Origin of the sequence: Paenibacillus sp. H1-7, assembly GCF_022354825.1 — a bacterium.
GTDB lineage: Bacteria > Bacillota > Bacilli > Paenibacillales > NBRC-103111 > Paenibacillus_S.
The window spans coordinates 3,764,341-3,789,729 of sequence record NZ_CP031168.1 but is presented as its reverse complement, the minus strand read 5'-3'; the positions used below and the strand labels follow the sequence as shown (position 1 = coordinate 3,789,729).

The 25,389-nt window shown below is 52.8% G+C and carries 22 protein-coding genes; 5 read left to right on the top strand and 17 right to left on the bottom strand.

What is annotated here, in order from left to right:
• Positions 1–6: 6 nt before the first annotated feature.
• From DVH26_RS16895 to DVH26_RS16885, 3 genes are all read right to left on the bottom strand, one after another.
• Entirely contained in the window at positions 7–906 is a 900-nt protein-coding gene (locus DVH26_RS16895) for an SDR family oxidoreductase (RefSeq protein WP_239634935.1), read from the bottom strand.
• Between the two features lie 79 nt (positions 907–985).
• On the bottom strand, positions 986–2,566 hold the full coding sequence (locus tag DVH26_RS16890; RefSeq protein WP_239634934.1) for a sensor histidine kinase: 1,581 nt from the start codon (positions 2,564–2,566) through the stop codon (positions 986–988).
• Positions 2,563–3,240 carry a response regulator transcription factor gene (locus DVH26_RS16885; protein WP_239634933.1) on the bottom strand — a complete coding sequence of 226 codons (678 nt, stop codon included), beginning with the start codon at positions 3,238–3,240 and terminating at the stop codon, positions 2,563–2,565. The genes DVH26_RS16890 and DVH26_RS16885 overlap by 4 nt, the downstream gene beginning before the upstream one ends.
• 135 nt (positions 3,241–3,375) lie before the next feature.
• Between DVH26_RS16885 and DVH26_RS16880 the strand changes: the two genes are divergently transcribed.
• The 5 genes from DVH26_RS16880 to DVH26_RS16860 all read left to right on the top strand — a co-directional run bounded on the left by DVH26_RS16880 (position 3,376) and on the right by DVH26_RS16860 (position 10,092).
• Positions 3,376–4,284 (top strand): carbohydrate ABC transporter permease, encoded by a 909-nt coding sequence (locus tag DVH26_RS16880; protein WP_239634932.1) that lies wholly within the window; start codon positions 3,376–3,378, stop codon positions 4,282–4,284.
• A 160-nt stretch (positions 4,285–4,444) separates the two neighbouring features.
• Positions 4,445–5,302: a carbohydrate ABC transporter permease gene (locus DVH26_RS16875; RefSeq protein WP_239634931.1), complete on the top strand. Its 858-nt coding sequence runs from the start codon at positions 4,445–4,447 to the stop codon at positions 5,300–5,302.
• 25 nt (positions 5,303–5,327) lie between these two features.
• Positions 5,328–6,488 (top strand): efflux RND transporter periplasmic adaptor subunit, encoded by a 1,161-nt coding sequence (locus DVH26_RS16870; protein WP_239634930.1) that lies wholly within the window; start codon positions 5,328–5,330, stop codon positions 6,486–6,488.
• Positions 6,489–6,518: 30 nt separating this feature from the next.
• Positions 6,519–7,916 carry an ABC transporter substrate-binding protein gene (locus tag DVH26_RS16865; protein ID WP_239634929.1) on the top strand — a complete coding sequence of 466 codons (1,398 nt, stop codon included), beginning with the start codon at positions 6,519–6,521 and terminating at the stop codon, positions 7,914–7,916.
• Positions 7,917–7,962: 46 nt separating this feature from the next.
• Positions 7,963–10,092 carry a hypothetical protein gene (locus tag DVH26_RS16860; RefSeq protein WP_239634928.1) on the top strand — a complete coding sequence of 710 codons (2,130 nt, stop codon included), beginning with the start codon at positions 7,963–7,965 and terminating at the stop codon, positions 10,090–10,092.
• Positions 10,093–10,160: 68 nt separating this feature from the next.
• On the opposite strand, the gene DVH26_RS16855 is transcribed toward DVH26_RS16860, so the two are convergent.
• The 14 genes from DVH26_RS16855 to DVH26_RS16790 all read right to left on the bottom strand — a co-directional run bounded on the left by DVH26_RS16855 (position 10,161) and on the right by DVH26_RS16790 (position 25,388).
• Complete coding sequence (locus DVH26_RS16855; RefSeq protein WP_239634927.1) at positions 10,161–11,219, bottom strand: hypothetical protein; 1,059 nt, start codon at positions 11,217–11,219, stop codon at positions 10,161–10,163.
• Positions 11,220–11,288: 69 nt separating this feature from the next.
• Positions 11,289–11,732, bottom strand: a complete 444-nt coding sequence (locus DVH26_RS16850) for a MarR family winged helix-turn-helix transcriptional regulator (protein WP_239634926.1) — start codon at positions 11,730–11,732, stop codon at positions 11,289–11,291.
• Between the two features lie 156 nt (positions 11,733–11,888).
• The gene (locus DVH26_RS16845) at positions 11,889–13,277 is read right to left on the bottom strand and encodes a sulfatase family protein (protein ID WP_239634925.1); all 1,389 of its coding nucleotides are present in this window, start codon (positions 13,275–13,277) and stop codon (positions 11,889–11,891) included.
• Entirely contained in the window at positions 13,274–14,728 is a 1,455-nt protein-coding gene (locus DVH26_RS16840) for an ABC transporter substrate-binding protein (protein ID WP_239634924.1), read from the bottom strand. The genes DVH26_RS16845 and DVH26_RS16840 overlap by 4 nt, the downstream gene beginning before the upstream one ends.
• Positions 14,729–14,810: 82 nt before the next feature.
• Positions 14,811–15,626, bottom strand: coding sequence for a carbohydrate ABC transporter permease (locus DVH26_RS16835; protein WP_239634923.1), 816 nt, complete (start codon positions 15,624–15,626; stop codon positions 14,811–14,813).
• A gap of 14 nt (positions 15,627–15,640) precedes the next feature.
• A complete protein-coding gene (locus DVH26_RS16830; RefSeq protein WP_239634922.1) occupies positions 15,641–16,570 on the bottom strand; it encodes a carbohydrate ABC transporter permease in 930 nt (309 codons plus the stop codon).
• A 13-nt stretch (positions 16,571–16,583) separates the two neighbouring features.
• Entirely contained in the window at positions 16,584–17,588 is a 1,005-nt protein-coding gene (locus tag DVH26_RS16825) for a Gfo/Idh/MocA family protein (protein ID WP_239634921.1), read from the bottom strand.
• A 36-nt stretch (positions 17,589–17,624) separates the two neighbouring features.
• The gene (locus DVH26_RS16820; protein ID WP_239634920.1) at positions 17,625–19,013 is read right to left on the bottom strand and encodes a sulfatase family protein; all 1,389 of its coding nucleotides are present in this window, start codon (positions 19,011–19,013) and stop codon (positions 17,625–17,627) included.
• Between the two features lie 51 nt (positions 19,014–19,064).
• The gene (locus DVH26_RS16815; RefSeq protein WP_239634919.1) at positions 19,065–19,871 is read right to left on the bottom strand and encodes a sugar phosphate isomerase/epimerase family protein; all 807 of its coding nucleotides are present in this window, start codon (positions 19,869–19,871) and stop codon (positions 19,065–19,067) included.
• 49 nt (positions 19,872–19,920) lie between these two features.
• Positions 19,921–21,069 (bottom strand): Gfo/Idh/MocA family protein, encoded by a 1,149-nt coding sequence (locus DVH26_RS16810; RefSeq protein ID WP_239634918.1) that lies wholly within the window; start codon positions 21,067–21,069, stop codon positions 19,921–19,923.
• Between the two features lie 165 nt (positions 21,070–21,234).
• Entirely contained in the window at positions 21,235–22,665 is a 1,431-nt protein-coding gene (locus DVH26_RS16805; RefSeq protein WP_239634917.1) for a sulfatase family protein, read from the bottom strand.
• Complete coding sequence (gene cysC / locus DVH26_RS16800; protein ID WP_239634916.1) at positions 22,662–23,303, bottom strand: adenylyl-sulfate kinase; 642 nt, start codon at positions 23,301–23,303, stop codon at positions 22,662–22,664. Before cysC ends, DVH26_RS16805 begins: the two co-directional genes overlap by 4 nt.
• Before the next feature lie 388 nt (positions 23,304–23,691).
• Positions 23,692–24,525, bottom strand: a complete 834-nt coding sequence (locus tag DVH26_RS16795) for a carbohydrate ABC transporter permease (RefSeq protein WP_239634915.1) — start codon at positions 24,523–24,525, stop codon at positions 23,692–23,694.
• Positions 24,522–25,388, bottom strand: coding sequence for a carbohydrate ABC transporter permease (locus DVH26_RS16790; protein WP_239634914.1), 867 nt, complete (start codon positions 25,386–25,388; stop codon positions 24,522–24,524). The genes DVH26_RS16795 and DVH26_RS16790 overlap by 4 nt, the downstream gene beginning before the upstream one ends.
• Position 25,389 lies beyond the last annotated feature (1 nt).

Genomic DNA, 25,389 nt, shown 5'->3' with positions numbered 1-25,389 from the left:
ATTTGCTCATACAACAATCGATCCTCCGTTAACGAAAACAACCTGGCCCGATATATAAGAGGCATCATCGGAAGCCAGAAGAACGTAAGCGGGTGCCAATTCAAACGGCTGCCCAGGCCGTCCCAGCGGAACTTCCGTTCCGAAGGTGGTCACTTGCTCCGCAGTAAATGCCGACGGGATAAGCGGAGTCCAAGTCGGTCCAGGTGCCACTGCGTTAACCCGGATTCCCTGATCGGCAAGCGAGAGGGATAACGATCGTGTAAAGGAGACGATGGCGCCTTTCGTTGCCGTGTAATCGATCATAAACCTGGCTCCTGAAAAAGCCGTATCCGAGGTCGTATTAATGATGGAGCTTCCGGGCCTCAAATGCGGCAAAGCGGCTTTCGTCATATCAAAGAAGGAAATAATGTTCGTGTGGAACGTATTGAGCAGCTGCTCTCTCGTAATATCCATAATGCTATGCTGATGAAACTGGACGCCATGATTATTCACCAGGATGTCAAGCCGGCCATACGTGCGTATCGCAGTATCTACAACCAGCCGGCAGCCCTCCTCCGCTCTTAAATCAACAGGGATCAGAACACAATGGCGGCCAAGGCTGTTAATCATTTGTCTGGTTTCAGCCGCGTCCTGGTGCTCATCCAGATAGGCGATGGCCAGATCGGCACCTTCCTTTGCAAAGGCAATCGCTACAGCACGTCCGATCCCGCTATCTCCTCCTGTAATAATCGCGATTTTATTCCTTAACCTCCCGCTTCCTACGTAGGACGGATTATCCGATATCGGACGCGGATTCATTACATATTCAAACCCCGGTTGTCTATCTTGATGCTGCGGCGGAAAGACGATAGGGACATACGTACATTGCTGTTTCCAACCCAGATACGGGTACTGCAAGTAAGGCATGATGATTCCCCTCCCGACGGCATGTTCATAACCCATTGTATTCTTCAGGATATAAGAAATGCCTAATCCGGTATCACCATCATTCTGTCCGCAACGAAAAACTGAATTCCACGCCTTCCTCCGTGTTGCGGACTGCGAACTGCCCGCCATGCAGCTGCATAATTTGCCGGACAATCGCAAGTCCGATACCGGTACCGCCGGAATCCCGCTCTCTCGACTTCTCTACCCTGTAAAAATGGTCCCATAGATGGGCCAGCTCCTCTTCCGGGATCCTCTCGCCTTCGTTCCAGACGATGGTCCGAATCTCCTTCGAGTCTTGTTCCATCTTTATCCCAAGTCTGCCTCCGTCGCGGGTATGCCGCAGCGCATTACTCAAAAGGTTGGTGATGACCTGCTCGATGCGGAACCGGTCGGCATGGACCGCGACCGGCAGAAGCTCCAGCTCGATGGTTTTCCCCCCGCTGCCGGCGTACTCCTGTAGATTGCCCGCGATATAATGTACCGCTTCGTCAAGCCGGAATTCGTCCAGCTGGAGCCGGTATTGGCCCGTTTCCATCTGGCTCAGGTCCAGCATATCGTTCACGATGCCGGCCATCCGTGATGTCTCCTGCCGGATAATGGCAGCGTAGCGGTCGCGCTTTTTGCCGTCATCTACATTGTCCTGCAGCGCTTCGGCATAGCCGCCGATCAGACTTATCGGTGTCTTCAGCTCGTGCGACACTCCGGCAACGAATTCGCGGCGTAGGCGGTCCAGCCGTTTTTCCTGCTCGATGTCTTCCTGCAGCTTCACGTTCGCCTTCTGCAGATCGGACAGCGCCTTATCCAGGTTCTCGGAGAGGAAGTTCAGCGTATCGGATAAGCTGCCGATTTCATCGTTACGGCGAATGCCGCTTTTTTGCCGGAAATCGAGCTTGGCCATCCTCTGAGCCGTCTTATTTAAAGCCCGGAGCGGCCTGGTGATCATTCTGGAATATAGCAGCACCAAGAGCAGCGCTCCGGCCGCGGCCAGCAAATAAAAGTAAGAGTAAAATCCCTGGAAGGCATTGACCGCATCACCAACCGGCTGCAGGGACGAAACTCCGATCATGATCGTTCCCTGACCGTTTTTTACCTGTAGAGGGGCTACAACTACGAACACGCGGTTGTTCGGCCCTGCAGACAGCGATACGTCGGTGAAGAAAGTTGCTTTCTGGTAATGCTTAAGGACCTTGTCCATCTCCCCTGGTTTCTTGAACCATTGCTGCACGCCGGTCAGAAGCTTGTCCCGCTCGGCATCCGGAAACGCCGGGATGGACGGCAGAGTGTCCGGTTTAATATCCATTGGCAAGCGGTAGCGGATGAGTAGCTGTTTATCTCTGCCGCCGATGCCTTTACCCGCAGAGATCATGACTTCATTATTTGTGATCGTCATAACAGCGGTCACCGCATAATATTGCTCTTCCAGCTCGGCAAAATAGTTCGGCACCGTATTACGGCCAGGATTCTCCGACAAAAAACGGTTCCGGCTCTGCTCGAAATCCCTAAGAAAGCTGTTCGTCTTGTCGCGGACATAATAAGGCTCGAAGAAGGCAAGCTGGAGAAACATCATCACGGTGAGACAGCCAATGAACACCAGGCTTGTAGCGGCAAACAGCTTGAAGGAGATTCCCCGCCACTTCATGTCCGCACCCTGAGCACGTAGCCGTTGCCCCTCACGGTGTGAATGAGTCCGGCATAAGGCCCCATTTTCTGGCGCAGCCGCTTGATGACGGCATCTACGTTGCGGGTATCCCCGTCATATTCGTACCCCCATACTCCATTCAGCAGTGCTTCGCGGGTTTGTACGAAGCTGCGGTTTTTGTACAAGTACAGCAGCAGCTCAAATTCCTTCGGCGTCACGTCCGCATGCTGACCGTCAACCAGCAGCTCGTATGACTTTTCCCGGATTTCAAGCCCTTCCACCCGATGGACAATCGACTCCGCTTCTACGTAATTTCCGCCACGCTTCAATAACGCTTTCACCTTTGCCACCAAAACCTTGGGGCTGAACGGCTTCGTCACATAGTCATCGGCGCCAAGCTCATAGCCGTAAAGCTTGTCGGATTCCTGGGATTTTGCCGTTACGATAACGATTACCGTATCCGAGGTTTTGCGAAGAAATTGGCAAACTCCGAAACCGTCCAGGTAAGGCATCATAATATCCAATACGACGGCGTCGGCTGGTGATTGGGCAAATTTGTCCAACGCCTCCGCCCCATTCTTGGCTTCCACAACACAGAAACCTTCGCTTTTCATGTAGTCTGCGATCAATTCCCGCATCAGCGGCTCGTCCTCAACCACCAGAACGGTTTTCATCCTAAGCTTCCCTCCTGCAACTTATTTCTTCCCCCATTAAAGCAAAAAAGCTCCGTCTTGTCACATAAGAATCACAAACGGCTGATACACTGACTACCGAAAGCAAGGAAAAATCAGACAGAAAGGATCGTGTATATGGCCCGTCAAGCGAGTCGGAGCAACTGGGCGTTATTCCGGCGTATATCCGGCCCCGATCGGGACGGACCGGCTGCGCTGCTCTTTTTGGCGCCCAGTCTCATTGGGTTTGCTCTATTTTATCTCATTCCGTTTATCGGAGGGATTTATTATTCGCTGATGGACAGCCCTGTGGACGGCACGTTCGTCGGAGCGGACAACTACAAGGAGGTGTGGAACAGCACCTCGTTCCGCAAGGCCGCCGTCAATACGTTCTCCTTCACCGGTATCGGGGTGCCGCTTCTCCTTTTGGTCTCATTGTCCATTGCCGTATTGCTGAACCGCAGCCTTCCGCTCCGCAGATGGTTCCGAACCGCCTTCGTGCTGCCTCTCGTGGTCCCGGTAGCCTCGGTCGTATTGTTCTGGCAGGTCGTCTTCGATACCCACGGCTGGCTGAACGGCATGCTCGCCGCCTCGGGCCGCGACCCGGTCAATTGGATGGAAAGCGGCGAGGCACAGGCTGTCATCATCCTGATGTACATATGGAAAAATGCAGGCTATAACGTCGTACTGCTGCTCGCCGGACTCCAAACGATCCCGCAGGATTACTATGAATCGGCAAGCATGGACGGTGCGGGCAAAGTCAGGCAGTTTTTCGGTATCACCCTGCGGTATTTGATCCCGACCTTGTTCTTCGTCACGATCATGTCCGTCGTCGGCTCGTTCAAGGTGTTCAGGGAGACGTACCTGATGGCAGGCGAATACCCCCACGACAGCATTTATATGCTTCAGCACTACATGAACAACATGTTCCTGTCGTTGGATTACCAGAAGCTGACTTCAGCCGCCTATATTATGGCTGCGGGAATCGTCGCCGTAGTTGTCCTGCTATTTCAAGTAGACAAGCGGTTCCGGCAATCTATCGAATGACGGCGGGATGGAAAAACTCAAGCCTTTGCTTTCGATGCAGTTTTTCCTCACGGAAAAACTCAAGCCTTTGCTTTCGATGCAGTTTTTCCTCACGGAAAAACTCAAGCCTTTGCTTTCGATGCAGTTTTTCCTCACGGAAAAACTCTTAGGAGATGATCCCATGCTACACGCAGCAAACAAAAGCTTGCTGACGGCTGCGATGCTCATCGTAGCACTGTTGATGCTCGCGCCACTGGTTATAACGGTAACCAATTCGTTTATGTCCGAGAATGAGATCGCAGTCAATTACGATGCGATTGGGGACGATGCTGCAGCCGGTGAATACGCCAATTTGAAGTGGATTCCCGATCTCGTTACGCTGGAGCAGTTCCAACTCATATTGCTGGATAAACCGCAATTTTTATCCATGTTCTGGAATTCCGTCATGTTAACGGTTCCCATCGTGGCAGGACAGACCATTGTGGCGTCCATGGCAGCTTTCGCCTTTGCCAAGCTGCGTTTTCCCGGCAGAGACGGCTTGTTTTTTCTCTACATCATTACCATGCTGCTGCCGTTCCAGGTGACCCTGGTTCCCAATTTTATCGCCATGGATGCGCTCGGACTTCTGAATACGTATCCGGCCATTATCCTTCCCGGCATCTTCTCGGCATTCGGCGTTTTCCTGCTGCGGCAGTTTATGTCCCATATCCCCTGGGCTTACGTGGAAGCGGCCAAGGTCGACGGTGCCGGGTATGTAACGATTTTTATGCGCGTAATGATCCCCATGACCATGCCCGGTATCGCAGCCATGCAAATTCTTGTCTTCGTCGACAACTGGAATATGGTGGAGCAGCCGTTGCTGTTTTTGCAGGATGCGCTGATGCAGCCTTTATCGGTTTATCTTTCGCGAATTAACGAAGGGGACCGGGGTGTCGCGTTTGCTGCGGCTTCGCTCTATATGACTCCCATCGTATTTCTGTATTTGCATGGAGAGAACGAGCTGATTCAAGGCATTCAATTATCGGGGATCAAAGGCTAACTACCATCAATGAGGAGGCATACCCATGATAGGGATTGCGGAAGAAGAACTCCGTGCCAGGCGCAAACGGACGATCCGTCGTGCGGCGGGGATTTTTACGGGATGCTTGCTCCTGCTCACCTTTTTCTCGAATACATACCGGCAAATGATCCTTCCGAAGGTGTCTGTCGAAAAGCCCCAGATCAGCCAGCTTTCCTATGATATCGAAGGATCGGGCTCGATTCGACCGAAACGCAACGTCTCGCTGTACGATCCATCCGGCTGGGTCGTGAAAGAAGTGCTGGTCAAAGAAGGCGACGCCGTGACCAAAGGGCAGCCGCTCATCGTGCTGGATCCCTCTACCGCCGAGAAAAATAGGGCGGACGAGCAGGATCGGCTGGCTAAGCAGCAGCTGGAGCTGGAGAAATTGCAGGATTCATTGAAGCTGAACGGAATGGGAGGTGAAGCATCCAAACTGGAGGAGATCAAACGGCAAATCGCAGCGCTGAAGCTGGATATGTCGATCCAAGCACGCAAAATCGAGAGCATTCGCAAAGATATTGCCGATAAAAGCACCCTTACGGCGCCATTCGACGGGCTGATCGACGACCTGCAGGCCGATGTCGGTCTCACCTCATCTCAAGGCAAAGCCGTCGTCGTACTATCCGACCTGTCCCAGGGGTGGGAGCTTGAAACGAAAGTGGATGCGGATTCCGCCAACCGCCTGATCACCGGCGAAACCATTGACGTGAAGATTAAAGAGACCGTCCCCCGCTTCGTGAAAGGGAAGGTGACCGAGATTGACCAAGCCGACTCGGGAGGCAGCTCAAACCAGAGCCAGAGCCAGAGCCAGAGTCAAAATCAGAACAGCACCTCCAGTATGAAGCTGGTTACGGTAGCTATCTCCGACACCAAGCTTATCGGCGGCGAGCAGGCGGAATTCCAGGTAAGCCGGAAGGTCGGAACGCCCAAACCCTTGGTGCCCAAGTCGGCTATTAAGACAGATTCCCAGGGCGAATACATTTATACCGTTGAAGAAACGAAGCGCCCGCTCGGCAACGAATTCCGTGTTCGCAAAAAATATGTTCATACCGAGGATTCGGATGAAACGAACGCGATTTTGAACGGGATGATTTCACCCGACGAAAAGATTGTTACCGAAACGAGCGAGCCGATTAGTGACGGCGATCAGGTTCGGCTAAGCTAAGAATCCATGGGATAAAGGAGATTGGAAACTATGAAAAACCACCGCATTACTACCGTATTTTTATCGTCCGTGCTGCTCTCTATGCCATTGAGCGCGTGCAGCAGCAATTCCAAGCCTGCAGACACTAACAGCTCTCCGTCAGCGAACAACGGCAGAACGACCGTAACGGTATCCGTTCTGAAAAAAGATCCTTTCCTTCAGGAAGCGGAGCGGCTGTTCGAGGAGGCGAACCCGAATATCGATATCGATATTCGCTCCTATGTAGCGACCCCAGAGGGCGGCGGAGAAAAGAGGATGGTTATGAGAAGCCCCGAGGGCGACAAGAACAGCGAGGCCGATCTGGAAAAGTACCGGACCGGCGTCAATGCCGAGCTGATGTCCGGCAAAGGAACCGATCTGATTGCGTTAGAAAACCTCCCTTACGCCAAATATGCGGACAAAAAGCTGCTCGCGAATCTGGACGATCTCATCCAAAAAGATAGCGGGTTCCGCGCCTCCGATTATTATACGGGCGTATTCAACTCTATGAAGCTCGATGGAAAAACCTTTGCAATTCCCGTCCATTTCAAAATGAACATGACGCTGGGCAATGCACCGTTACTGGCGGAGAAAGGAATCGCCGTCGACGATTCGAAGTGGACCTGGAAGGAGATGCTGGATTTGGGCCGGCAAGCCGTTCAATCCGGCGGTAACGCCACGGCGGTTTGGACCGGCAAACCCAAGACAGATCTTATCTCGGATATCGTAATGAGCCAATACGGCAAGCTTGTAACAGGTAAAAAAGCGGCATTCGATGCTCCTGAATTTGTAAGCCTGCTGGAGCAGGTCGGCGACATGTATGACAAGGGGCAAATCCTGGAGACAGCCGACATGGCGAATGCGGGTAAGGATGTGTTCAAATCGATGAGCGTCCCGATGCCCATGCAGCTGCTCTTCATGCCGCAAATGATGTACGAAGGAAAAGGAACCATCTATGCCACTCCTTCAGACGGCGGCAAAAAAGGCGGAATTACTATTACCTCTGATCTTATGTTCGGCATCAACGAGAAATCGAAAAATAAAGCGGAGGCATGGAAATTCCTGCAATTTCTTTTGTCGGAAAACATCCAGTCCAAGCCCGGTATGATGGGCTTTGCCGTTCACAAGGCTTCCCTGGAAAAACAGCTCAGGCAGTCCGTCGAGCAGCTCGCAAGCGGAAGGATCAAGCTGCAGGGTCCCAATGGGGCTACCCCGTCGGGCGCAATTGACGAGAAGCAATTTCAATCGATCCTGCAGCTCGTGGAGAAAGCGGACCAATATGCTGCGGGAGACCCTAACGTATTGAAAATCGTAAAAGAAGAAACCCAAGCGTTCTTCAATAAATCGAAAACGGCAAAAGCTGCCGCCGGCTTGATCCAGAACCGGGTTACAACTTATTTGAACGAATAGCTTGAGCCCCGCACAGCCGGGAGAGAACAATAAGGTGGAGATGCCAGTGAAACGGATATTATGGACCAAGCTTGGTCTATCGGCAATGTTGGCATTGGCGGTAACTGCATCCTGCTTACCGCCAATGATTGGATCGGCTGCGGATCAGCCGGAGCTGTCCTCCGATTCGGTGAGAGGCACAACCCGAATCGTGCTAGGAGCGGAGCAGATGCTTGAGGTCGGCAATACGAGGCTGTTCCGGCACGAGAGCTCGTCGGTAATCTCGTTCGAGGTCACCATTCGCAACGGCAGCAGCGTGGATTTGCCGTTGGACGATTATTATTTTGCCGTCAAGACCCGCTCCGGCAGCATCATGAACTTTAAGGTGCTGCCCGAGGATGCGCAACGTAAGCTCGTTCCTGCAGGAGCCAGCGGGACTTATCGATTTTATGGAACCGTAGCCAACGGTCTTAATGCCGACGGTCTCCTTATAGAAATCGGCAGATGGGATTTCGGCTCGGCCTCCCTTTCCGTCCCGCTCGGTTCGGTGGCACTATCCGACGCTGCCCCTGCACCGGGAGGAAATGTGGTTGATGTGAATGTGAATAACGGAACGCTTCAAGGCACTATCGCCAGCACGGCTTCACGAAGCATGGGAAAAAATAAGGAAATCACATGGACCGTAACCTTCCGCAACGCTCAAGCCGCTCCGGCTGCGCTGCCGGATTGGAGCTTCTGGCTGCAGTCTTCCGGGGATCAGGTCTACTCCATGACGCCTGACCGTAAGACGGAAGGTCTGATCATAGAGCCGGGAACGGACATGAGCTTTACCTTGATTGCTACATTGCCTGCAGAGACCGACACCGATTCTTCCCCTGCCGGCTTGGTCATCACGCGAACGCTTGCGGAAGCCAATAATCAGGCCAAAGTGTATGTCCCCGCCTCGTACGTGCCCATTCCGGCAGACACGGGGGGAGCCGAGTCCGGGGCATCACGGACCTTCATCGCAGCGGAAGGCACCTTCACCGCTTCGTTGGAATCCTTGCAGCGCTGGCCTTGGGATCATCGCGATTTGGTTACCGCTGCTGTTACGCTCGTTAACGTCTCAGACGCAGCAGTGCCCGTTCCCAAGCTGAACGGGACATTCAGGGCGGATAATACGCAGGAATGGACGGCGCAGGTCGTGCCCACCGATACGATCCGGCTGCTGCAGCCCGGACAATCAACCCGCATGTACATGCAGGCCAATCTGGATCCTAAGGAAATCGTGCAAGCCTGGGATATCCTCCTCCAGGAAGCCGTCGATATGAACGGCAAGCCGCAAAATGTTCATCGTACCGAATGGAGCAAGCAAACGGCCGCACCAGTGAAAGAAGTAGCCGCCGGGCAGTCCACCGAGATGAACGGGCTCGGAGGAAAATGGGCTTACTCGGCTTCAGCGCCGACCGTTTACGAAAGCACCAACGGGCAATTGGTGACGGTCCGTGTGGATGCCGTTAACCTCGACAAACGGTATAACCCGTTGGATAAATGGGTGACGCAATTGGTGACGGCGGAAGGAGCCGTATATCCTGCCGAGGTGGAAGTAACCGAGCAAAGGGTTATCCCCCAAGGAAAAGCATCTCTCACCGCTTGGACCGTATTGCCCAAAGGCGCGGATATCCAAGGCCTTAAGCTCATGCTTGGGCTGGCCGTTACCGGCAGCAAGCTGTCCGGCATGACGGATAAGCCCGATTCTTTCCTCCAGGCAGCCGAATATTTGTTGCCGGAAAAAAGCGCTTCGCAGCCCGTTAAGGAAGGCGAATTGAATTTCTATCCTTATACGCTGACCATCAAAGACAAAAACAAACCGTATTGGAACTATAACGAGAAAAGAGCCGTATTCGAGGTCAACTATTCTTTCGATTACACGCTGCTGAAGGACCTGAGTATCGTATCGGAGATGAAAAAACGGCGCGTGATCGTCGAGCTGCTCGACGGTGCCGGAGAGAAAATCCATGAGGAGGCCTACGCTCTGGAGCCTGAGGACGCCGGGACGAAAGGATGGGACATCGGCTCGGGGACCGAGAAATGGACGGCGGACAGCAAAGAGCTGTCCATCAATACGACACAATATACCGTCAACGTGTATGAAGAGTTTTTGCCGGGTTATAAGCGATTGATTAGCAGTACCACATCGGATTGGATGTCCAGATAAACCATCACAGCCCTTTGTCACCGGTCGTGGCAGAGGGCTGTATTATTTTTTGCCTCAGAGGTGTAACCCTATTTAGACGATCGAACCACCGATAACAGATGCTCGGACAGTCTCTGCCGGTTTCCTTGGATTAGCTCAATTATGGCAATATTCTGCTTCGCTTTCTTAGTAATATCCTCAACCGTGTACACTTGCAACCGCTCGGCAAACCTCACGAATGCCTCCTCCCCCTTATCAGATACACCTTCAAGCAATTGCATACAATCGGCGAAACCGCGCCAAAGAGGCCACACGCATTCTCTAGTGTATCCCATGGATACCATGGAATGTATGCCCTGAACGTGGTACTCGCGTTTCACCAGCTGCACCCCGGGACATAGATCAGCAGCCGAGGTATAGAGCTCATCCAGCAGCCGGTTCCATTCTCTAATCTCTTCTTCCCTCACTAAGTCCGCTCCCAGACAAGACAATACCATCTCGCTGATTTCCGGCATGCCGCATAATGCGCTCGTTTGCGTAATCTCCATCAAGCCTTTGCGTGCAGCGCTGGGAGGTCGTAGATCAACGGAATCCAGCAGACCGACGGTCGGGCCTACTACCGATCTCACGAAGTCGAATCCTTGATGATCGTCTTTATTCTCCCGGCAATATTCCGGATCGAGCCACAGCTCTGCACGCGCTTTCATTTCTGAAATGAGGCGCTCCACCGCACTCTCAACCCATTGAGCGTCACTCAGCAGTTCGTAGGTTCGCTGCTGGGGGATGGAGAATCGGCTTTCTCTCTCCCACAAAATATGGGCCCGGTTCAGAGAAACGATAACCGGCAGACGCATGGACTCGGGCTCCGACAAATGTCCCCAGAAATAATGGGCAATCTCAACCGTAATTCCCGCCTCCTGAAAGATACTGTGCGTATCCAGTCGCGGATCATGAATCCTTTCATTGGCCGAGCCGTGCCAATTGATATCAATGTCTGAATGAGGCAACTGCGTGTCCGGATTCCAGATCGAGCCGGTCAGAATAAATCCGTCCATTCCAGGATGAAGCGCGATCCATTCCTGAACCAGCTTCTCGACGATTCGTGCCCGCTCTTCCGGTAGCGGTCCTGTGTTGATGACTGCAGCCATACAGCATCTCTCCTTCAACTCGAGATCATAATTAGAACTCTAATCATTATACAAGCATAAACATGAATGTTACTCAGGTTCATGCTTTACTTGCTTGATATGATCCGACAGCTTGCCCAGCAGCGCGCCTAACTGCTGCTTCTCTTCCTCTGTAAAACACGATAGAGGATCAAACTCATTCGCAGATTGAAAAACCGGCTGCAAGGACGCCAGCTTATGCTCCCCTTCTTCCGTAATCGCAATCTGGACCATCTTCTTGTTAAGCGGATCCTTGCTTCGTTTCACCCAGCCCTGCCGCTCCATGTTGTTAATGATGACGGTTGCTGTCGGACGGTCGCAGTAAAGAAACTCGGCAATTTGAGATGGGTTCAGAGCCGGCTTCGAAACCAGCTTGCGAAGGACGAACTGCTGTTTTAACGTAATTTGATGCGGAACCAGCTGCTTTTGCAAATACCGCTGCCAAGTGAGGAAGATGACTCCTATTCGTGACATTACAGGAGGATTGTTCGGCATGCTGTATAACTCTCCCTATAATTAGAATTCTAATCATAGTTTACATTACGAATCGCTGCAGAACAAGATAGGAGACCCCTATTTTTCAAAAAATAAAAGGAGCCGGTCCACACAACCGCTCCATACATTAGCACTGGCATAGGCAAGATTGCCTACTTACACAATGGCATTGTGGAGCAGCTGATTTCGCATCCACTCGTTTTGCACCAGGCCGTCGCCTTCCGCCTCCAAGGTTTCATACAACCAAATCCGATACTGCTTCACAAGCTCCTTGCAGCTTGGGTCGTCTATCCGGTTCAGCAGCTCATACGGATCCTGCTCCATGTCGTACAGCTCATCGATATCCGTCGTGTTCCAAATGTATTTCCACCGCTTCGTACGCAGCATGCGCTGGGTATACAGTCCGAACTGCTGTCCGTTATAAGTGGTTACGATGTGCGGTCTCCAGTCCGCGACCTCCTCCTCCGCCAGAAGCGGTGCAAACGAGCGGCCCGCGAAAAACGAAGGAATGGCAGCACCCGTCAGCTCCAGGAGGGTTGGAGGCAAATCCAGCATATTGCTTATAAAGGAATTACACCGAGCGCCTTGCGGGACTAGAGGTGGATATTTTACGATCAACGGAACCTTGACGACATCGTCATATAAAATATAATGCTTATCCATCATCCCGTGGGAACCGCACATATCTCCATGATCGGCCGTAAAGATAACGAGCGTATTCTCCGCCTCACCCGATTCGTCCAGCGCACGAAGTACACGTCCGATGGCATCGTCGGTTTGGCTGATCATGCCGTAATATCGGGCTACGATAGGCGCCCAATCCTGCCATGTAAAAGCATCCACCTGCCAACTGTGCAGCTGTTGCCTTTGGATATAGGGCTTATTCGCAAAGGTCTCGCGGAACCCTCCCCATTCAGGGATTTCCTCAGGCGAATACATGGAAACGAACGGCTCGGACGGACGGCAAGGAAGATGCGGCTCGCTGAAGTTCAGTTGAATGTACCATGGGTCGCCTTTCGCCGTCAGCTCCTTAATGAAGCCGGAAGCCTGGTCAGCGAGCCAATGGGTTTGAGAATCCTCCAGCGGAATCGGATTGCTCTCCCCGACATAACCTGCGCGAAACCGGACATCGGGATACTTCCGTTCGGTCATTTCCGTATAGGAAGCCAGCCCAACGAAGAAATCATAGCCGTATTCCAACGGACTATGCTGAGGATGAACATCCCATTTGCCAAGCATAACATTACGATACGACAACTTGCCCAGCTCCCGTGGCCAAGCATATTCCTTCGGTTCCAGCGCCGGGACAGGCAGACCGTTCTTGAAATTCCACAGCGCCCCGAAGGCTTCCGGTCTCCGTCCGTTAACGAATGCTTGCCTTGCCGGACAGCAAGTCGGGATCGGGGTATAAGCATGCTCGAACCACATCCCTTCCGATGCCAGCCGATCGATATTCGGCGTCTTCACCGGGTAGGCACCGCTGTACCCAATACAATCGTACCGAAGCTGGTCCAGCATAATCAGCAAAATATGAGGCTGCTTCATGGAGCTTTGATCCCGTAGTTATTTTCTTTGGTCCACTGGTTATCGCTCATCTTCTTCTTGACTCCATCCACCATCGTTTTCTTTAACTCCGCCAAATATTTGTCCTGCGTGCTCGAGCCCTCCAAATACAGCTGACCGAGCTTCTGATTAAGCTCCGTGACGTTCTTGTCAACCTCTCCGGCATAAATGTTGAGCTGCATTCGTTCGCCGACGAACTGGAAGCCCTTCAATTTATCCGGCAGCGCCGCATTTTCTGTAACCGGCGTACGATACAGGTTTTCCGCCAGCAGACCTTGGACCTTAGGGGACGTAGTATAGGCAAGAAAATCGACCGCAGCCTCCATTTTTTCAGGTGCAATGGTTTTCGGTATGGCCATATTTCCCGCAGGCACGCCGCCGATCTCCATGAGCTTGCCCAGCGCGTCGGGGTGATTGTCTTTCGTTAAGTAAGGCAGCGGGAAGGCCGCCATTTCGAATTTGCGTGCCGTCGTTTCGAATAGAGGCTTGCTCTGCCCGGATGTCCGCATGACCATGGCCGCTTTGCCGCGAAGGAACAAATCGCCCGCCGTCTCGAAATCAAGGCCGTTGTAGCCTTTCGGCCAATATTTGCTCCAGTTCTTGACGATGGCAAATACATCCTTGTACGGCGATTTCTCGATATCGATGATTCCTTGATCGACGCCTCTCGCATATTCGTTTACTTCGATAAAGCCGCTCTTGTCGATATCCAGCTTGCTGTATGAGCCGGCCACCAGCTCCTCCGTCAAGATCCGGATCGTCCAGTTGTAATTGTAATCCCCCGGCTTGGAGTTAGGGAACGCGAACGGAACGACGTTGATTTTAAGCAGCTTCTCCTGCGCATCGAGGAACTCATTCCATGTCTGCGGCACCTTCGTGATGCCGGCCTGGGCAAACAAATCCTTGTTGTACAAAATACGGACGGAATTGACGTAGTTCGGAACGCTCGCGTACGTTTTGTCGTCCCCGATCAGCTGCTGCAATATCGTTGGCGGGAACTGCTTCTCCCATGGCTGATCCCCGGAATAGGCCGTTTTCTGCTTATAGTAAGGAGTCAGGTCGACGAGCAGCCCTTTTTTCAAATCCTCCTGATCCCAGATGTAGCGGGTTGTAAAAAGATCCGGCGCTGTCTTGCCGATCAGCTGGGTCGTCACCCAAGTACGGTGCTGCTCCACACCGGCAAAATGCTGCAGCTGCAGGTTGACCTTGACACCAGGGTGCGAATCGTTATAAGTCTGGGCAATGCTCTCCCATGATTTGCGTTCCGCTTCATCCCCATCGCTTTCCAGCATGACCATTACGCTCAGCTCGATCGTTTTTCCATCGCTTTTCGCAGAGCCGCCCGCCGGCGTATCGGCATTGCATGCACTAAGCGCCAGTATGCCGGAAGTCACGGCCGCAAGCTGAACCGTCCAACGTGTAAGGACCTTCATGTACGTCACCTCACTTGATCTTATCGCTATTGAAGCCCTCTTCCCTGCTTCCTCCTCTGTCATATAACCACGATCTCCTGTTCTACCCTTTGACCGCACCTGACGTAATTCCCGAAACGAATGATTTCGTTGCAAAAATAAACAGCAGCAGTAGAGGGACGGAGGATATGACATAGCCTGCAAACTGCAGCCCCTGCACCTGATCCAAGGGACCGTGCACGCTTCCGAGCGCAAGGATGATCGGCTTCACCTTGTCGCCCGAGGTTACGACCAAAGGCCAGACGTAATTGTTCCAGCCAAGCAGCGCATTGATAACGGCTACCGTCGAGATGACGGGAAGGGACAGCGGTACCGCTATTTGCCAATAAATACGCACATCGCCGGCCCCTTCGATCTCCGCCGCTTCGAGCAAGCTGTTCGACAGCCCTTCGAAAAAGGTCCGGATCAGCATCGTCGCCATCGCGGAAGCGCCTGCCATCGGCCCGAATATTTGCGCCCAATACGTATTGATCAAGCCGAGATCCCGGAACAAAATGAACTGAGGAATCAGAATGAGAAACGAAGGAACCATCATCAGCATAATGATCAAATAGTAAGCGATCCCTTTGCCGATAAAAGAAAACCGCGCGAATGCATATCCCGCCAGCGTGGAATTGACAAGCACACAGATGATAATACCCGCAGTGATCAAAATGGAATTCCATAAATAAGGTCCCAGCTGAAGGAACGCCTGGACATAATTGTTCAGGTGCAGCGGAAGAGCTGGAGACCAAAATTGATGAATGACCTGATCACGGTATTTAAGCGAAGTAATGATCAGCATATAAAAGGGAACCAGCGTCAGCAAAAGCAGCAGCGTCATAACGGAATAGTTCGTCACCGTACCCAGTCTTCTCATTGTGGTCCCCCCTCTTAATCCGCCCGATCCGCAGGCTTGATAAACCGGTTTGCCGCAAGAGTAACTGCAAGCAGCAGCACAAATACGACGACGCCTATGGCCGAAGCGTAGCCGAGCTCGTTGTATTCGAAGCCTTTTTTATACAAATACAGCGCGGGCGTCAAGGTGGAAAAGCCGGGACCGCCGTTGGTCAGCACCAGCACGTTCTCGAAGCTTTGGAACTGTTGGATAAAGGCAAGAATAAGAACGAGACGAACCTGGCTGCGAATCAGAGGAAGCTCGATATACCGGAGCCGCTGCAGGCCGCTCATCCCGTCCATCTCTCCGACTTCTACCAGCTCCCGGGGGATTGCTACCAATCCTGCCAAATAAATCAGAAAAAAAATGCCGGACACCCAAGGAAAGTTAATAAAGACGATGGACCCTAACGCCGTATCGCTCTCTCCCAGCCAGGCATGAATCAGCTGCCCCAGACCGATGGCCTCGAGCAGCCGGTCCAATAACCCGTCACCGACATAGATCCACTTCCACAATAGAAAAACAATGATATGAGGCACGACCATCGGCAGGACGAACATAAATTTGAACAAGGAGCTTACCTTCTCCCGTTTCATCCGATATACACCGATGGCGGCCAGCAGAGGAAACGTCAATTGAATGAGCAGGAAGCTGCCTGTGAACAACGCGATGTTCTTCATCGAAGCATAAAATGTCTTATCGTGAAACAACGCGATGAAATTGTCCATCCCAATAAAACGGTTTACGTTCGCGCCGTTCCATTCATAGAACGATTGGAGGAAGGCGTGGACGAACGGCGTATATTTGAACAGCCCTATCGATACCAAAATGGGCGCGAGAAACAAATACGCTTTGATATGCTTCCAGACCCGTCTTTTCCGGATATCTCCGCCGGAACGGATATCCAAGGGCATTCGGTTTGCCAATTCGTCCATCCCCCTATCTTATGGCAGGAACCTCGACGACATTCCCGCCGGATTGATGCGAGCGGATTGCCGCTTCGATAATTTCCTGGGCTGCCAGCGCCTCGGCTCCGGAGCCTTCGATCTGTTCAGGCGCTACCTGCTGCTTCAGCTGATCGATAAACCGGTTGATCCGGTTGCCGAACGTATCGTTGAAGCCCTGCATTCCCCTCATAATCGAGTTTTGCATAACGAGCTTTTCACTGCTTTGACGAGGATAATAGGTAATGCTCTCATACACATTCTCGATGACGAAGCGGCCTTCCGTCCCTGCGGCTTCGCACCATTCAATCGGGTGCAGCATCGACATGTCGTAGCTTCCGGTCAAATGGCCTACCGCTCCATTGGCAAATTCCATATTGACGCTGGCCGTCGACCACGTCTTGCGTCCCGGGGCTTTGCACATGAATGACTGAACCCGCTTCACGTCGCCGAAAAAATACCGCATCACATCGATAGAGTGAGGATGCAGCGCCCGCATATGGAACCATTCGGTAAAATCCGCCTTATTATCGATGGTCAACCGCATGTTGATGAACAAGGGAGCTCCCAGCATGCTGCGATCGATCCATTCTCTGCCCTTCGATGCGGCAGGGGTGAACCGGTGGTTCAAGTTGCAGCCGAAGCGCACTCCCCGCTCCCGAGCTGCTTGCACCATGGTTCTGGCTTCCTCGATCGAGTTGGAAATAGGCTTCTCGACGAGCACATCCTTGCCCGCTTCGATGGCGGCCATCACCGGGTCGAAGTGATGGCTGCCTTTTTCCTCCCCTCCCGTAGCTACGCAGACCATGTCGATCTCTTCGCTATCGAGCAAATGCCTGAGATCGGTATAAGCTTTTACCCCGTGAGTCATCGCCGCACTCTTGGCCCGATCCTCCATGATATCGCATACCGCGACAAGCTCGGTATCCGGGTGCTGGTTGTAATAACGGCAATGAATATTGCCTATGTTGTTCACGCCGACTACGGCAGTTCGTATCATTGCGCGGGCCTCCTAACGGTATCGCGTTATCGTTCCCTACTTGCTCGATTTGGCCTGAAGCGACCTGGCTGTGAGGGAGCTGCCGATATGCAGCGTGTCGTACGCTTGCTGGGAGGATGTGAACGGAGCATCCCCTTTGCCATGCCACCCCAAATTGGTATAGATCGGGTTCGTACGCCCCGTCTCCTCTTCGCGACGTTGAATATGCGATTCCATCCTGGCCGTCAGCAGCTCGACGATCTCCGGTTCCTGCTCGGCGATATTGTGGTTTTCCTCCGGATCCTCAATCAGATTGTATAGCTCCACCTCCGGCTTGAAGTGAAAATCCGGCTCCAGCGCGCGGATCAGCTTCCAATGCGGAGTACGCCAGCCGTGCTTGCGCATCCAAGTGCATTCCGTAAGATAGAGCTCGCTTACGCGACGTTCCGGCTTCCCGTCAATGGAGGGCAGCAGGCTCTGTCCGTCCGCTTCCAGAGGCTCCTCTATGTCGAGCAGCTCCAAAATAGTCGGCATAATGTCATGGATGACCGTGACGTCAGACACCCGTTTGCCGGAGGGCAGCCTGCCGGGGAACTTGAATATAAGCGGCACAACCAGAGTGCAATCATACAGCCCATGATGATCGAAGTAGCAATCGTGCTCATACAAGGTTTCCCCATGGTCGGATGTGACGACGATCAACGTCTCCTCCGTCAAGCCCAGCGATTCCACTGCCTGGAAGATGCTCTGAATGCTCGCGTCCATGTAAGCAACGGCTCCATCGTATTGCGCGCTTACATATTCGTGATCCGTCACCCCATCCGGAATCCACGACTTCAAGAAGTCGGCGAACGGCTTGAACTGATAAACCGACTCCATGGATTGGTTCGACGGGTCGCGCTCATCGCCGCCGTAAAAAATACGCTCGAAGGGCTTCGGCGGCAAGTAAGGCGAGTGAGGGTCCATATGCCTCAGAAACAGGAAGAACGGCTTATCCTCCTGCGCCAATCGGTGCAGTTCGGGAATGGCTACCGCGTTCAAGTTTTCCGCTTTCGGACATCTTCCGGTTTCATCAGGCGCCCATGCTTCATAGTCCAAATACGTTTCAAACCCGCGTGACGACGGATTTCCGGTAAACCCTACGCAAGTCGTGTTATAGCCTTGATCGCCGAGAATCTCGGCCAGCGTCGGGGCACCTACCTGCCCTTTATGACGCAGCGCCACCACGTTCGTGCCAAAGCAGTCTTTGCCGGTGAGCATCGCTGCATAGGCGGGTGTCGTCGGTATACTCGGACTGAAATGCTGCTCGAACAATACCCCTTCACGGGCAAATTGATCCAGGTGAGGTGTCGTTAATTTATTGTAGCCGTAAGAGCTCATATGATCTCTTCGCAGGCTGTCGATGCCCAATATGATCAAGTTAGGCTTCTTGGCGGATGCAGACATTGCTATTCACGCTCCTTGTCGTGTCCATTTGGGTTCGGGTTTCTTCGGGGACTACCTGGCCCCGAGCTGCTTCAAGCATGCGTTCAAATATCCGTACGTTTCTGCGGCGATAATAGACACCTGCGCCAGCGAATGCTCCGGCTTCGCACCGATCACTTCCAGTACGACAGGCCCGTCGTACGCGTTATCGACCATCGCTTTGCAGTAGGCGAACAGGTTAATATCTCCGCGTCCGCAAGCCTGCAGCTCGATCGGGCCCGGCCCTTGCTCGCGTCCTTTGCAATCCCGGATATGGACGTGCTTCACGCGACTGATGACGGCCGGCAGCGCATCCTCCGGATTTTCGTTAGCCCGGTAAATATGGCTCGGGTCCATGTCGATGCCGAACGCCGATGAAGTCACTTCCGACATGGCTCTTAATGTCGTCGGAGTGTCATGAATCGCCTGACCGATATGAGCCTTGACGCATAGCGTAACGCCTAAGGCCGCTGCCTTCTCCGACATGCGCTGCAGCTGGTCGATCGAGCGCTGCACGTCCTCTTCTACACCGGTTTTGCCGCCCGGTCCGATATTGACGATGGGAATGCCGATCTCCGCTGCCGCTTCGAAGGCGGTCAAGAGACGCTCTTCGTCCTTGACGCTGCCGAACTCCATCGACAGGAAGCTGATGCCGTTATCTTGAACAATCGACCGAAGCTCCGCCGCTTGGGACTTCCAACGGGCAAGATCCAGATGCTCGCACATGCCCTGAATCGCCGATATCTCTAAGCCGTCATACCCGCTAAGCGCAATATGCCGGGCTGCATCGGCAAAATCGAATTCCTTGAACAGTACCGAGTTCACACCAAGCTTAATCATTATGGATTACACTCCCTTAGTTTCTTATTATGTTAGAAGCAGCCGGCTCTTACTTCATCGCCAACGGATCGCCGTGGAATGCCGGCAGCGGATGAGGTCTTACTACCGCCCCGCCTTGTTCGTATGATTCAATGACGGCATATGTGTACTCCAGAACGGCCAGCGCATCTCTGCCTGACGCCCGGATATGCTCCCGCGGAACCCCGTTCGTAATATCCTCGAGGAAGGCATGCAGCCGGTTGTTGAAGGTCGAGTTGAACTCCGTAACACCGGATGAAGTGACCTCTGGCTGAGGATGGGCTCCAATAACCGGTACGCCCTTTTGAGCCCGCCAGTAGGAGACTTTTTCCACGCAGTTTTCGATGCAGAACGTTCCTTTGGTCCCGCCGACCTCCATGCTCCACCAGCCGCCCAGACCATAAGTGGCGTCGCCTCTTTGGCTGAGCAGATAACCGGAGGCACCGCTCGCGAATTTCACGTGGATGCTGTTGATCGAAACCGTAATATCCCCGGCGCTCTTGCGGAATCCCGCCTGGTTGGAGAACGTCTGGATATGCGTGATATCGCCGCAATAATATCTCATTACGCTAAATGGATGTGTTAAGAACGCTTTCATATGAAAATAAGGCTGGCCTTTATCCTTCGGAGACTTCGGGGCCGAATACATCTCTTCTCCGCCGTTGAAGCCCATCTTCGCCAGACAGTAGACCGTCTCCCCTATATCTCCGGAGTCCATATACTGCCTTGCACGTTCCGCCGGCTGGGAGAAGTAATGATTCAGGTTGCAGCCGAGCGTAACCTTCTTCTCCGCTGCGAAGCGGACCAGCTCTCTTCCTTCGTGAATATCGTTTGCAAGCGGCTTCTCGATCAATACATGCTTCCCTGCGGCTATGGCCTGCATCGCCGGCTCGAAATGCCAGCTTCCGTTATCTATCCCGCCGGTCGTCACATCGACGATATCCAGCTCCGGCTCCTGCTGCAGCATGTCCTCCAGCCGGTAGTAGGCTCTGACACCATACTTTTCAGCCGCCTTATCGGCTCTTTCCTTCACGACATCACATACTGCGACCACTTGCCCCAGCGGATCCGATGCGTAGCATTCCGCATGTCGCATGCCGATCCCGTTCATTCCGACAATCCCGATTTTCAAAGCCATTCGTTTGCGTCCCTCCGCCTGCTCCGAATGCAACGGCTGCAAGCTGGGACTGCACCACCTTTCGATTTGAATGTACGAAGCCTTGCCTTGTGAGCCGTGAACCACGATGCTGTACCTATCATAATCCGCCTGGAAAATGATAACATTGCCGATTGCGACAACCTTAGGGTCGATTGAGTCAAATTCCGGGCGGAACAACGATCTACTCTATAAACTGTGACCCGTGTGGGAGTGATCCAGCGCGTCATAGCGTTCCCTGCGGGGATTTTGGATCCAGCTTTCCCACGTTAAGCCTACGGTGCCAAGAATTGATTCGATTCGCCGGCGAAACGGCAGCTGACTATCCTGGATCTGCTTCAGCATCGGATCCGGTCTGCCGGCCAGCTTGCGGGCAATCCATTGGTTCAGCTTGTATTCCAGCTCCTCCGCCGTCTCAGGCTCTGAATCGGCCAAATTCACCAGCTCCTCCGGATCCTCGAGCAAATCGTACAATTCCGTAACCGGACGCTGAAAAATGCCCGGGTCATAATAGCGGATCAGCTTATAGCGCTCGGTCCGGATGGCTCTCGCTGCCTGCCACGCGCATTCGCTCAAGAACACTTCCTCCATCGTCCCGCTGCTCTCTCCTCTGATGGAGGGCCAAAGACTGTGTCCGTCAATCCCCTCCGGCACTCTAAGCGCCGATAGATCCAGCCCGGACGGAGCGGATTGTGCCGCCGCTTCCAAAAGGGTCGGCAGCAGGTCCGCATGCTGGACGAAGCCTTGCACACGCACGGCTTCCGGAATATGCCCCGGCCATCTCAGGATGACCGGCACATGGACCGTCGGCTCATATAACCCGCAATGATCCCAATAGATGTCATGCTCGGTCAAGCTCTCCCCGTGATCGCCGAACAGCACGAGCAGCGTGTCTTCTTTGATCCCAAGCTGCTCGAGGGTTTCGTCCAGCTCCCGCAGCATGTCGTCCAGATAACGGATCTCGGCATCGTACAGCGCGTTCATATACTCCACATCCGTAATTGGCCCGAGCAGCTTGTAATGATGATGCTTGAAGAACGGGTACGCCGGGTGCTCATAAGCCCGTGACATACCGGACCCGCCGTCTTTGTAGGGGTCCCTGTTCTTATCATAAAAAGGCTCAATGTAGGACTCCGGCGGCAAATAAGGCGTATGCGCATCCCAGTAATGGAGAAACAAGAAGAAATCGTCGTCCTTATGCTCCCTGATCCAGGGCAGCGCCAAATCGTTGACGGTGCGTCCGTCAATCCACCGCTTTTTCCCCGAGCTGTTCAGATAGCATTGGTAGCCTCGGGCGAACCATTCCTTCAGATTGTATAAATTATCTACCGCACAAGTCTTGAAGCCTGCGGCTTTCAGCTTGGAGGGCAGCCATTCCACCGATTTAGGCAAGTACGAGAGATCTGAGCCGTGCGATACGACGCCGGTCGTCAAGCCGATTTTTCCTGTAAAAATAGCGGTATGCGCCACCTCGGTAGGAATATCTGCTGCGTACGCACGCTCCATAAGTACGCCTTCCGAAGCGATCCTGTCTATGTGCGGACTGGTCGGCTTGGTATACCCGTAACAGCCGAGGCGATCCGCACGCAATGTATCCAGCGAAATCATGATGATTTTCATCCGGCGGCACCCTCCTGCCAACGGTTTCTTTCTTGATTCAAGCTCTCCTTCACCGGACTCATCAACGGCTGCGGCTGCTGTTCCAGCTTCTCTTCAAGCTTCTCGGCTGCTCCCCATCGCTTGCATCTAAGCCAATCCATGATCAGGGCAGCATTCGCCTCGACCGGCTGATGCTGAGTATCGATGACAAGGTCCGCTTGCTCCGGTTCCTCGTACACATCGGATATGCCTGTGAATTGTTGAATCTCGTTGCGTCTTGCCTTCGCATACAGACCCTTCACGTCCCGGGCTTCGCATTGCTCAAGAGAACATTTTACATATATTTCCACATATTCTTTGACATGCTCGCGCAAATACTCGCGCATCTCCCGATAAGGCGTGATGGCGGATACGAGGACGTCAATCCCGTTGCGGGACAACAAATTCGCTACAAACGCGATACGCCGTATGTTCTCCATCCTGTCTTCCCTGCTGAAGCCCAACCCGCTGCCTATCGTCGTGCGGATGACGTCCCCGTCCAGCATCTCGACCTTGCGTCCGGCATTCGTGAGCCTTTCGTTCAGCTGATTTGCCGTAGTTGTTTTTCCCGCGCCCGAAAGGCCCGTAAACCAAAGTACACTACCGCTGGAGCTTTCCATGTACTTTCCTCCTAAGAGTTTTCGTAAGAAAACTTTCTTCGTAAGCATAGCTTGAGTTTTGTGTACAAAACTGAGCTTGTTGTGAAACTAAAGGAAATCGAAATTTGATTGTATACTCCAGTGGGGTATACCTCTCCAGCCGCTGTTGAAACCTATGAATCTGATTAGAATTAGCGGTATTTTCACAGGTTTCAAAGGCGGACGTAAACTCCTCCGAGGTATATCCCCACCTACCTATTACAAACATTTCGAAAATACAAGGTTTCTCAACAACCTGAGTTTTCGTAAGAAAACTTTCTTCTTGCCCTTATTGTACTTCGCGCTCCAAGCGGCTTCATTGTGCATTGCGCCATTCGCATGGTCGATGCGGACGAAAAGGGACGGCAGCCTATCCTTTGACAGAGCCTGCGGTCATCCCTGCGACAATTTTTTTATTGAAGAAGAGGAATAAAATTAACGGCGGTATCGAGATCAGCACCACATCAGCGAATAGCAAATTCCATGAAGTTATGTACATGCTCATAAAATTATAGAGAGTGAGCTGCACGGTAGCGTTCTCGGAGCCCGGCAAAAAATAGAGCGGATTGACGAAATCGTTAAACACGCTGACCGATTGAATGATGACAATCGTGGAAGTAACCGGCTTTAACAGCGGAAAAATAATATGAGTAAACAGCTTGAACCCGCCGCACCCGTCGATAAACGCGCTTTCGTCGATGTCCCGCGGTATCGTCGCCGTGAACGCTTTGTACAGGATGGCGCAAAAAGGGAAATGCAGTGCGATTTCGACCAAGGTGAGCCCCGGAAGCGTCTTGAACAGCCCGATGGAGTTCAATACCCAGATCGTCGGGACGACGGCAGGCGGAATCATCAGCCCGGCCAACACGAGAAAGTTTAAGGTGGCTGCCCCCCTGCCCTTCTCTCTCCGCTGCAGCACGAAGCCCGCCAAAGAGCTGACCAGCACCAGCCCCGCAATCGACAAGACAGTCAGGAGCGTGCTGTTGTAAAATGCGCGAACCAGCATATGATCCGCTGCCGCCAGCACCGCTTGGTAGTTTTCAATGATATGGAACGAATCCGGCCAAGCCATATTCATATCGGCCGCTTTGGTAGGAGATTTAAAGGAATTGATGATCACAAAATAGAACGGCACCCAGAAGATGACGGTAGACAACACCAGCAAAATAGCGCTGACCAGTGTTTTTTGCACGATCCGGTTCACAGGTCCACCTCTCTTCGGTTCAAGAACATGTATAGCGGAAACGCAAGGACCGAAATGGCGATGAACAAAATGACATTGCCTGCCGTCGCAAGTCCGTAAAAGCCCGCCTGATACTGCTTATAAATAATCGAGGCAATAAGGTCGGATGCGAAGCCCGGCCCGCCCTTCGTCATCGCCCAGATCAAGTCAAACGTGCGCAAGCCGCCGATGAAGGCCAATATAATGACGGAATTCATTGCAGGTCTGCTGAGCGGCAGCGTGATATGCCAAAAGGCGCGGAAGGCGTTCCCGCCGTCTATTTTCAACGCCTCGTAATAATGCTGCGGAATGGACATAATGCCGGCAATATAGATGACCGTCGCAATACCGACGCCCTTCCATACGTCAACCAGCGCGACCGATATCAGCGCGAGCTTGGTATTGCCCAGCCAGTCCGGACCGTTAATGCCAAAGGCGGCAAGAGCGGTGTTGATAACCCCTTGCGTCGGGTGCATCATCGTGCTGAAGGCGATGCCGACGGCAATCGTACTTAACAAGGTCGGGAAAAATACCATCGACCGGAAATAGTCCTTAAACCAAATGGACGAAGTCAGAAGCGTAGCGAGCAGCAGTGCGAGGATCACCTTGAGCGCGCACGTGACGACAGCAAAGATCAGCGTATTTTTGAAGCCGATTTTCAGCGAAGACTCTTCGAAGAACATGACGTAGTTGTCCAAGCCTATAAACTGCCATTTGGTCAGCGTCCACCGGGTCAGACTGAAAAATAGCGACATGATCGTCGGAAGCAGATAAAACACGAAGTAAATAATACCTGCTGGAAGCAAGAACAAGTACGAATACATTTTCTTTTGACTCAGTGTCATC

Bases quoted from the DNA above. Each gene is read 5' to 3' on its own strand.
- DVH26_RS16895 (WP_239634935.1), bottom strand. From the start codon at position 906: ATGCCTTACTTGCAGTACCCGTATCTGGGTTGGAAACAGCAATGTACG.
- DVH26_RS16890 (WP_239634934.1), bottom strand. From the start codon at position 2,566: ATGAAGTGGCGGGGAATCTCCTTCAAGCTGTTTGCCGCTACAAGCCTG.
- DVH26_RS16885 (WP_239634933.1), bottom strand. From the start codon at position 3,240: ATGAAAACCGTTCTGGTGGTTGAGGACGAGCCGCTGATGCGGGAATTG.
- DVH26_RS16880 (WP_239634932.1), top strand. From the start codon at position 3,376: ATGGCCCGTCAAGCGAGTCGGAGCAACTGGGCGTTATTCCGGCGTATA.
- DVH26_RS16875 (WP_239634931.1), top strand. From the start codon at position 4,445: ATGCTACACGCAGCAAACAAAAGCTTGCTGACGGCTGCGATGCTCATC.
- DVH26_RS16870 (WP_239634930.1), top strand. From the start codon at position 5,328: ATGATAGGGATTGCGGAAGAAGAACTCCGTGCCAGGCGCAAACGGACG.
- DVH26_RS16865 (WP_239634929.1), top strand. From the start codon at position 6,519: ATGAAAAACCACCGCATTACTACCGTATTTTTATCGTCCGTGCTGCTC.
- DVH26_RS16855 (WP_239634927.1), bottom strand. From the start codon at position 11,219: ATGGCTGCAGTCATCAACACAGGACCGCTACCGGAAGAGCGGGCACGA.
- DVH26_RS16850 (WP_239634926.1), bottom strand. From the start codon at position 11,732: ATGCCGAACAATCCTCCTGTAATGTCACGAATAGGAGTCATCTTCCTC.
- DVH26_RS16845 (WP_239634925.1), bottom strand. From the start codon at position 13,277: ATGAAGCAGCCTCATATTTTGCTGATTATGCTGGACCAGCTTCGGTAC.
- DVH26_RS16840 (WP_239634924.1), bottom strand. From the start codon at position 14,728: ATGAAGGTCCTTACACGTTGGACGGTTCAGCTTGCGGCCGTGACTTCC.
- DVH26_RS16835 (WP_239634923.1), bottom strand. From the start codon at position 15,626: ATGAGAAGACTGGGTACGGTGACGAACTATTCCGTTATGACGCTGCTG.
- DVH26_RS16825 (WP_239634921.1), bottom strand. From the start codon at position 17,588: ATGATACGAACTGCCGTAGTCGGCGTGAACAACATAGGCAATATTCAT.
- DVH26_RS16820 (WP_239634920.1), bottom strand. From the start codon at position 19,013: ATGTCTGCATCCGCCAAGAAGCCTAACTTGATCATATTGGGCATCGAC.
- DVH26_RS16815 (WP_239634919.1), bottom strand. From the start codon at position 19,871: ATGATTAAGCTTGGTGTGAACTCGGTACTGTTCAAGGAATTCGATTTT.
- DVH26_RS16805 (WP_239634917.1), bottom strand. From the start codon at position 22,665: ATGAAAATCATCATGATTTCGCTGGATACATTGCGTGCGGATCGCCTC.
- cysC (WP_239634916.1), bottom strand. From the start codon at position 23,303: ATGGAAAGCTCCAGCGGTAGTGTACTTTGGTTTACGGGCCTTTCGGGC.
- DVH26_RS16790 (WP_239634914.1), bottom strand. From the start codon at position 25,388: ATGACACTGAGTCAAAAGAAAATGTATTCGTACTTGTTCTTGCTTCCA.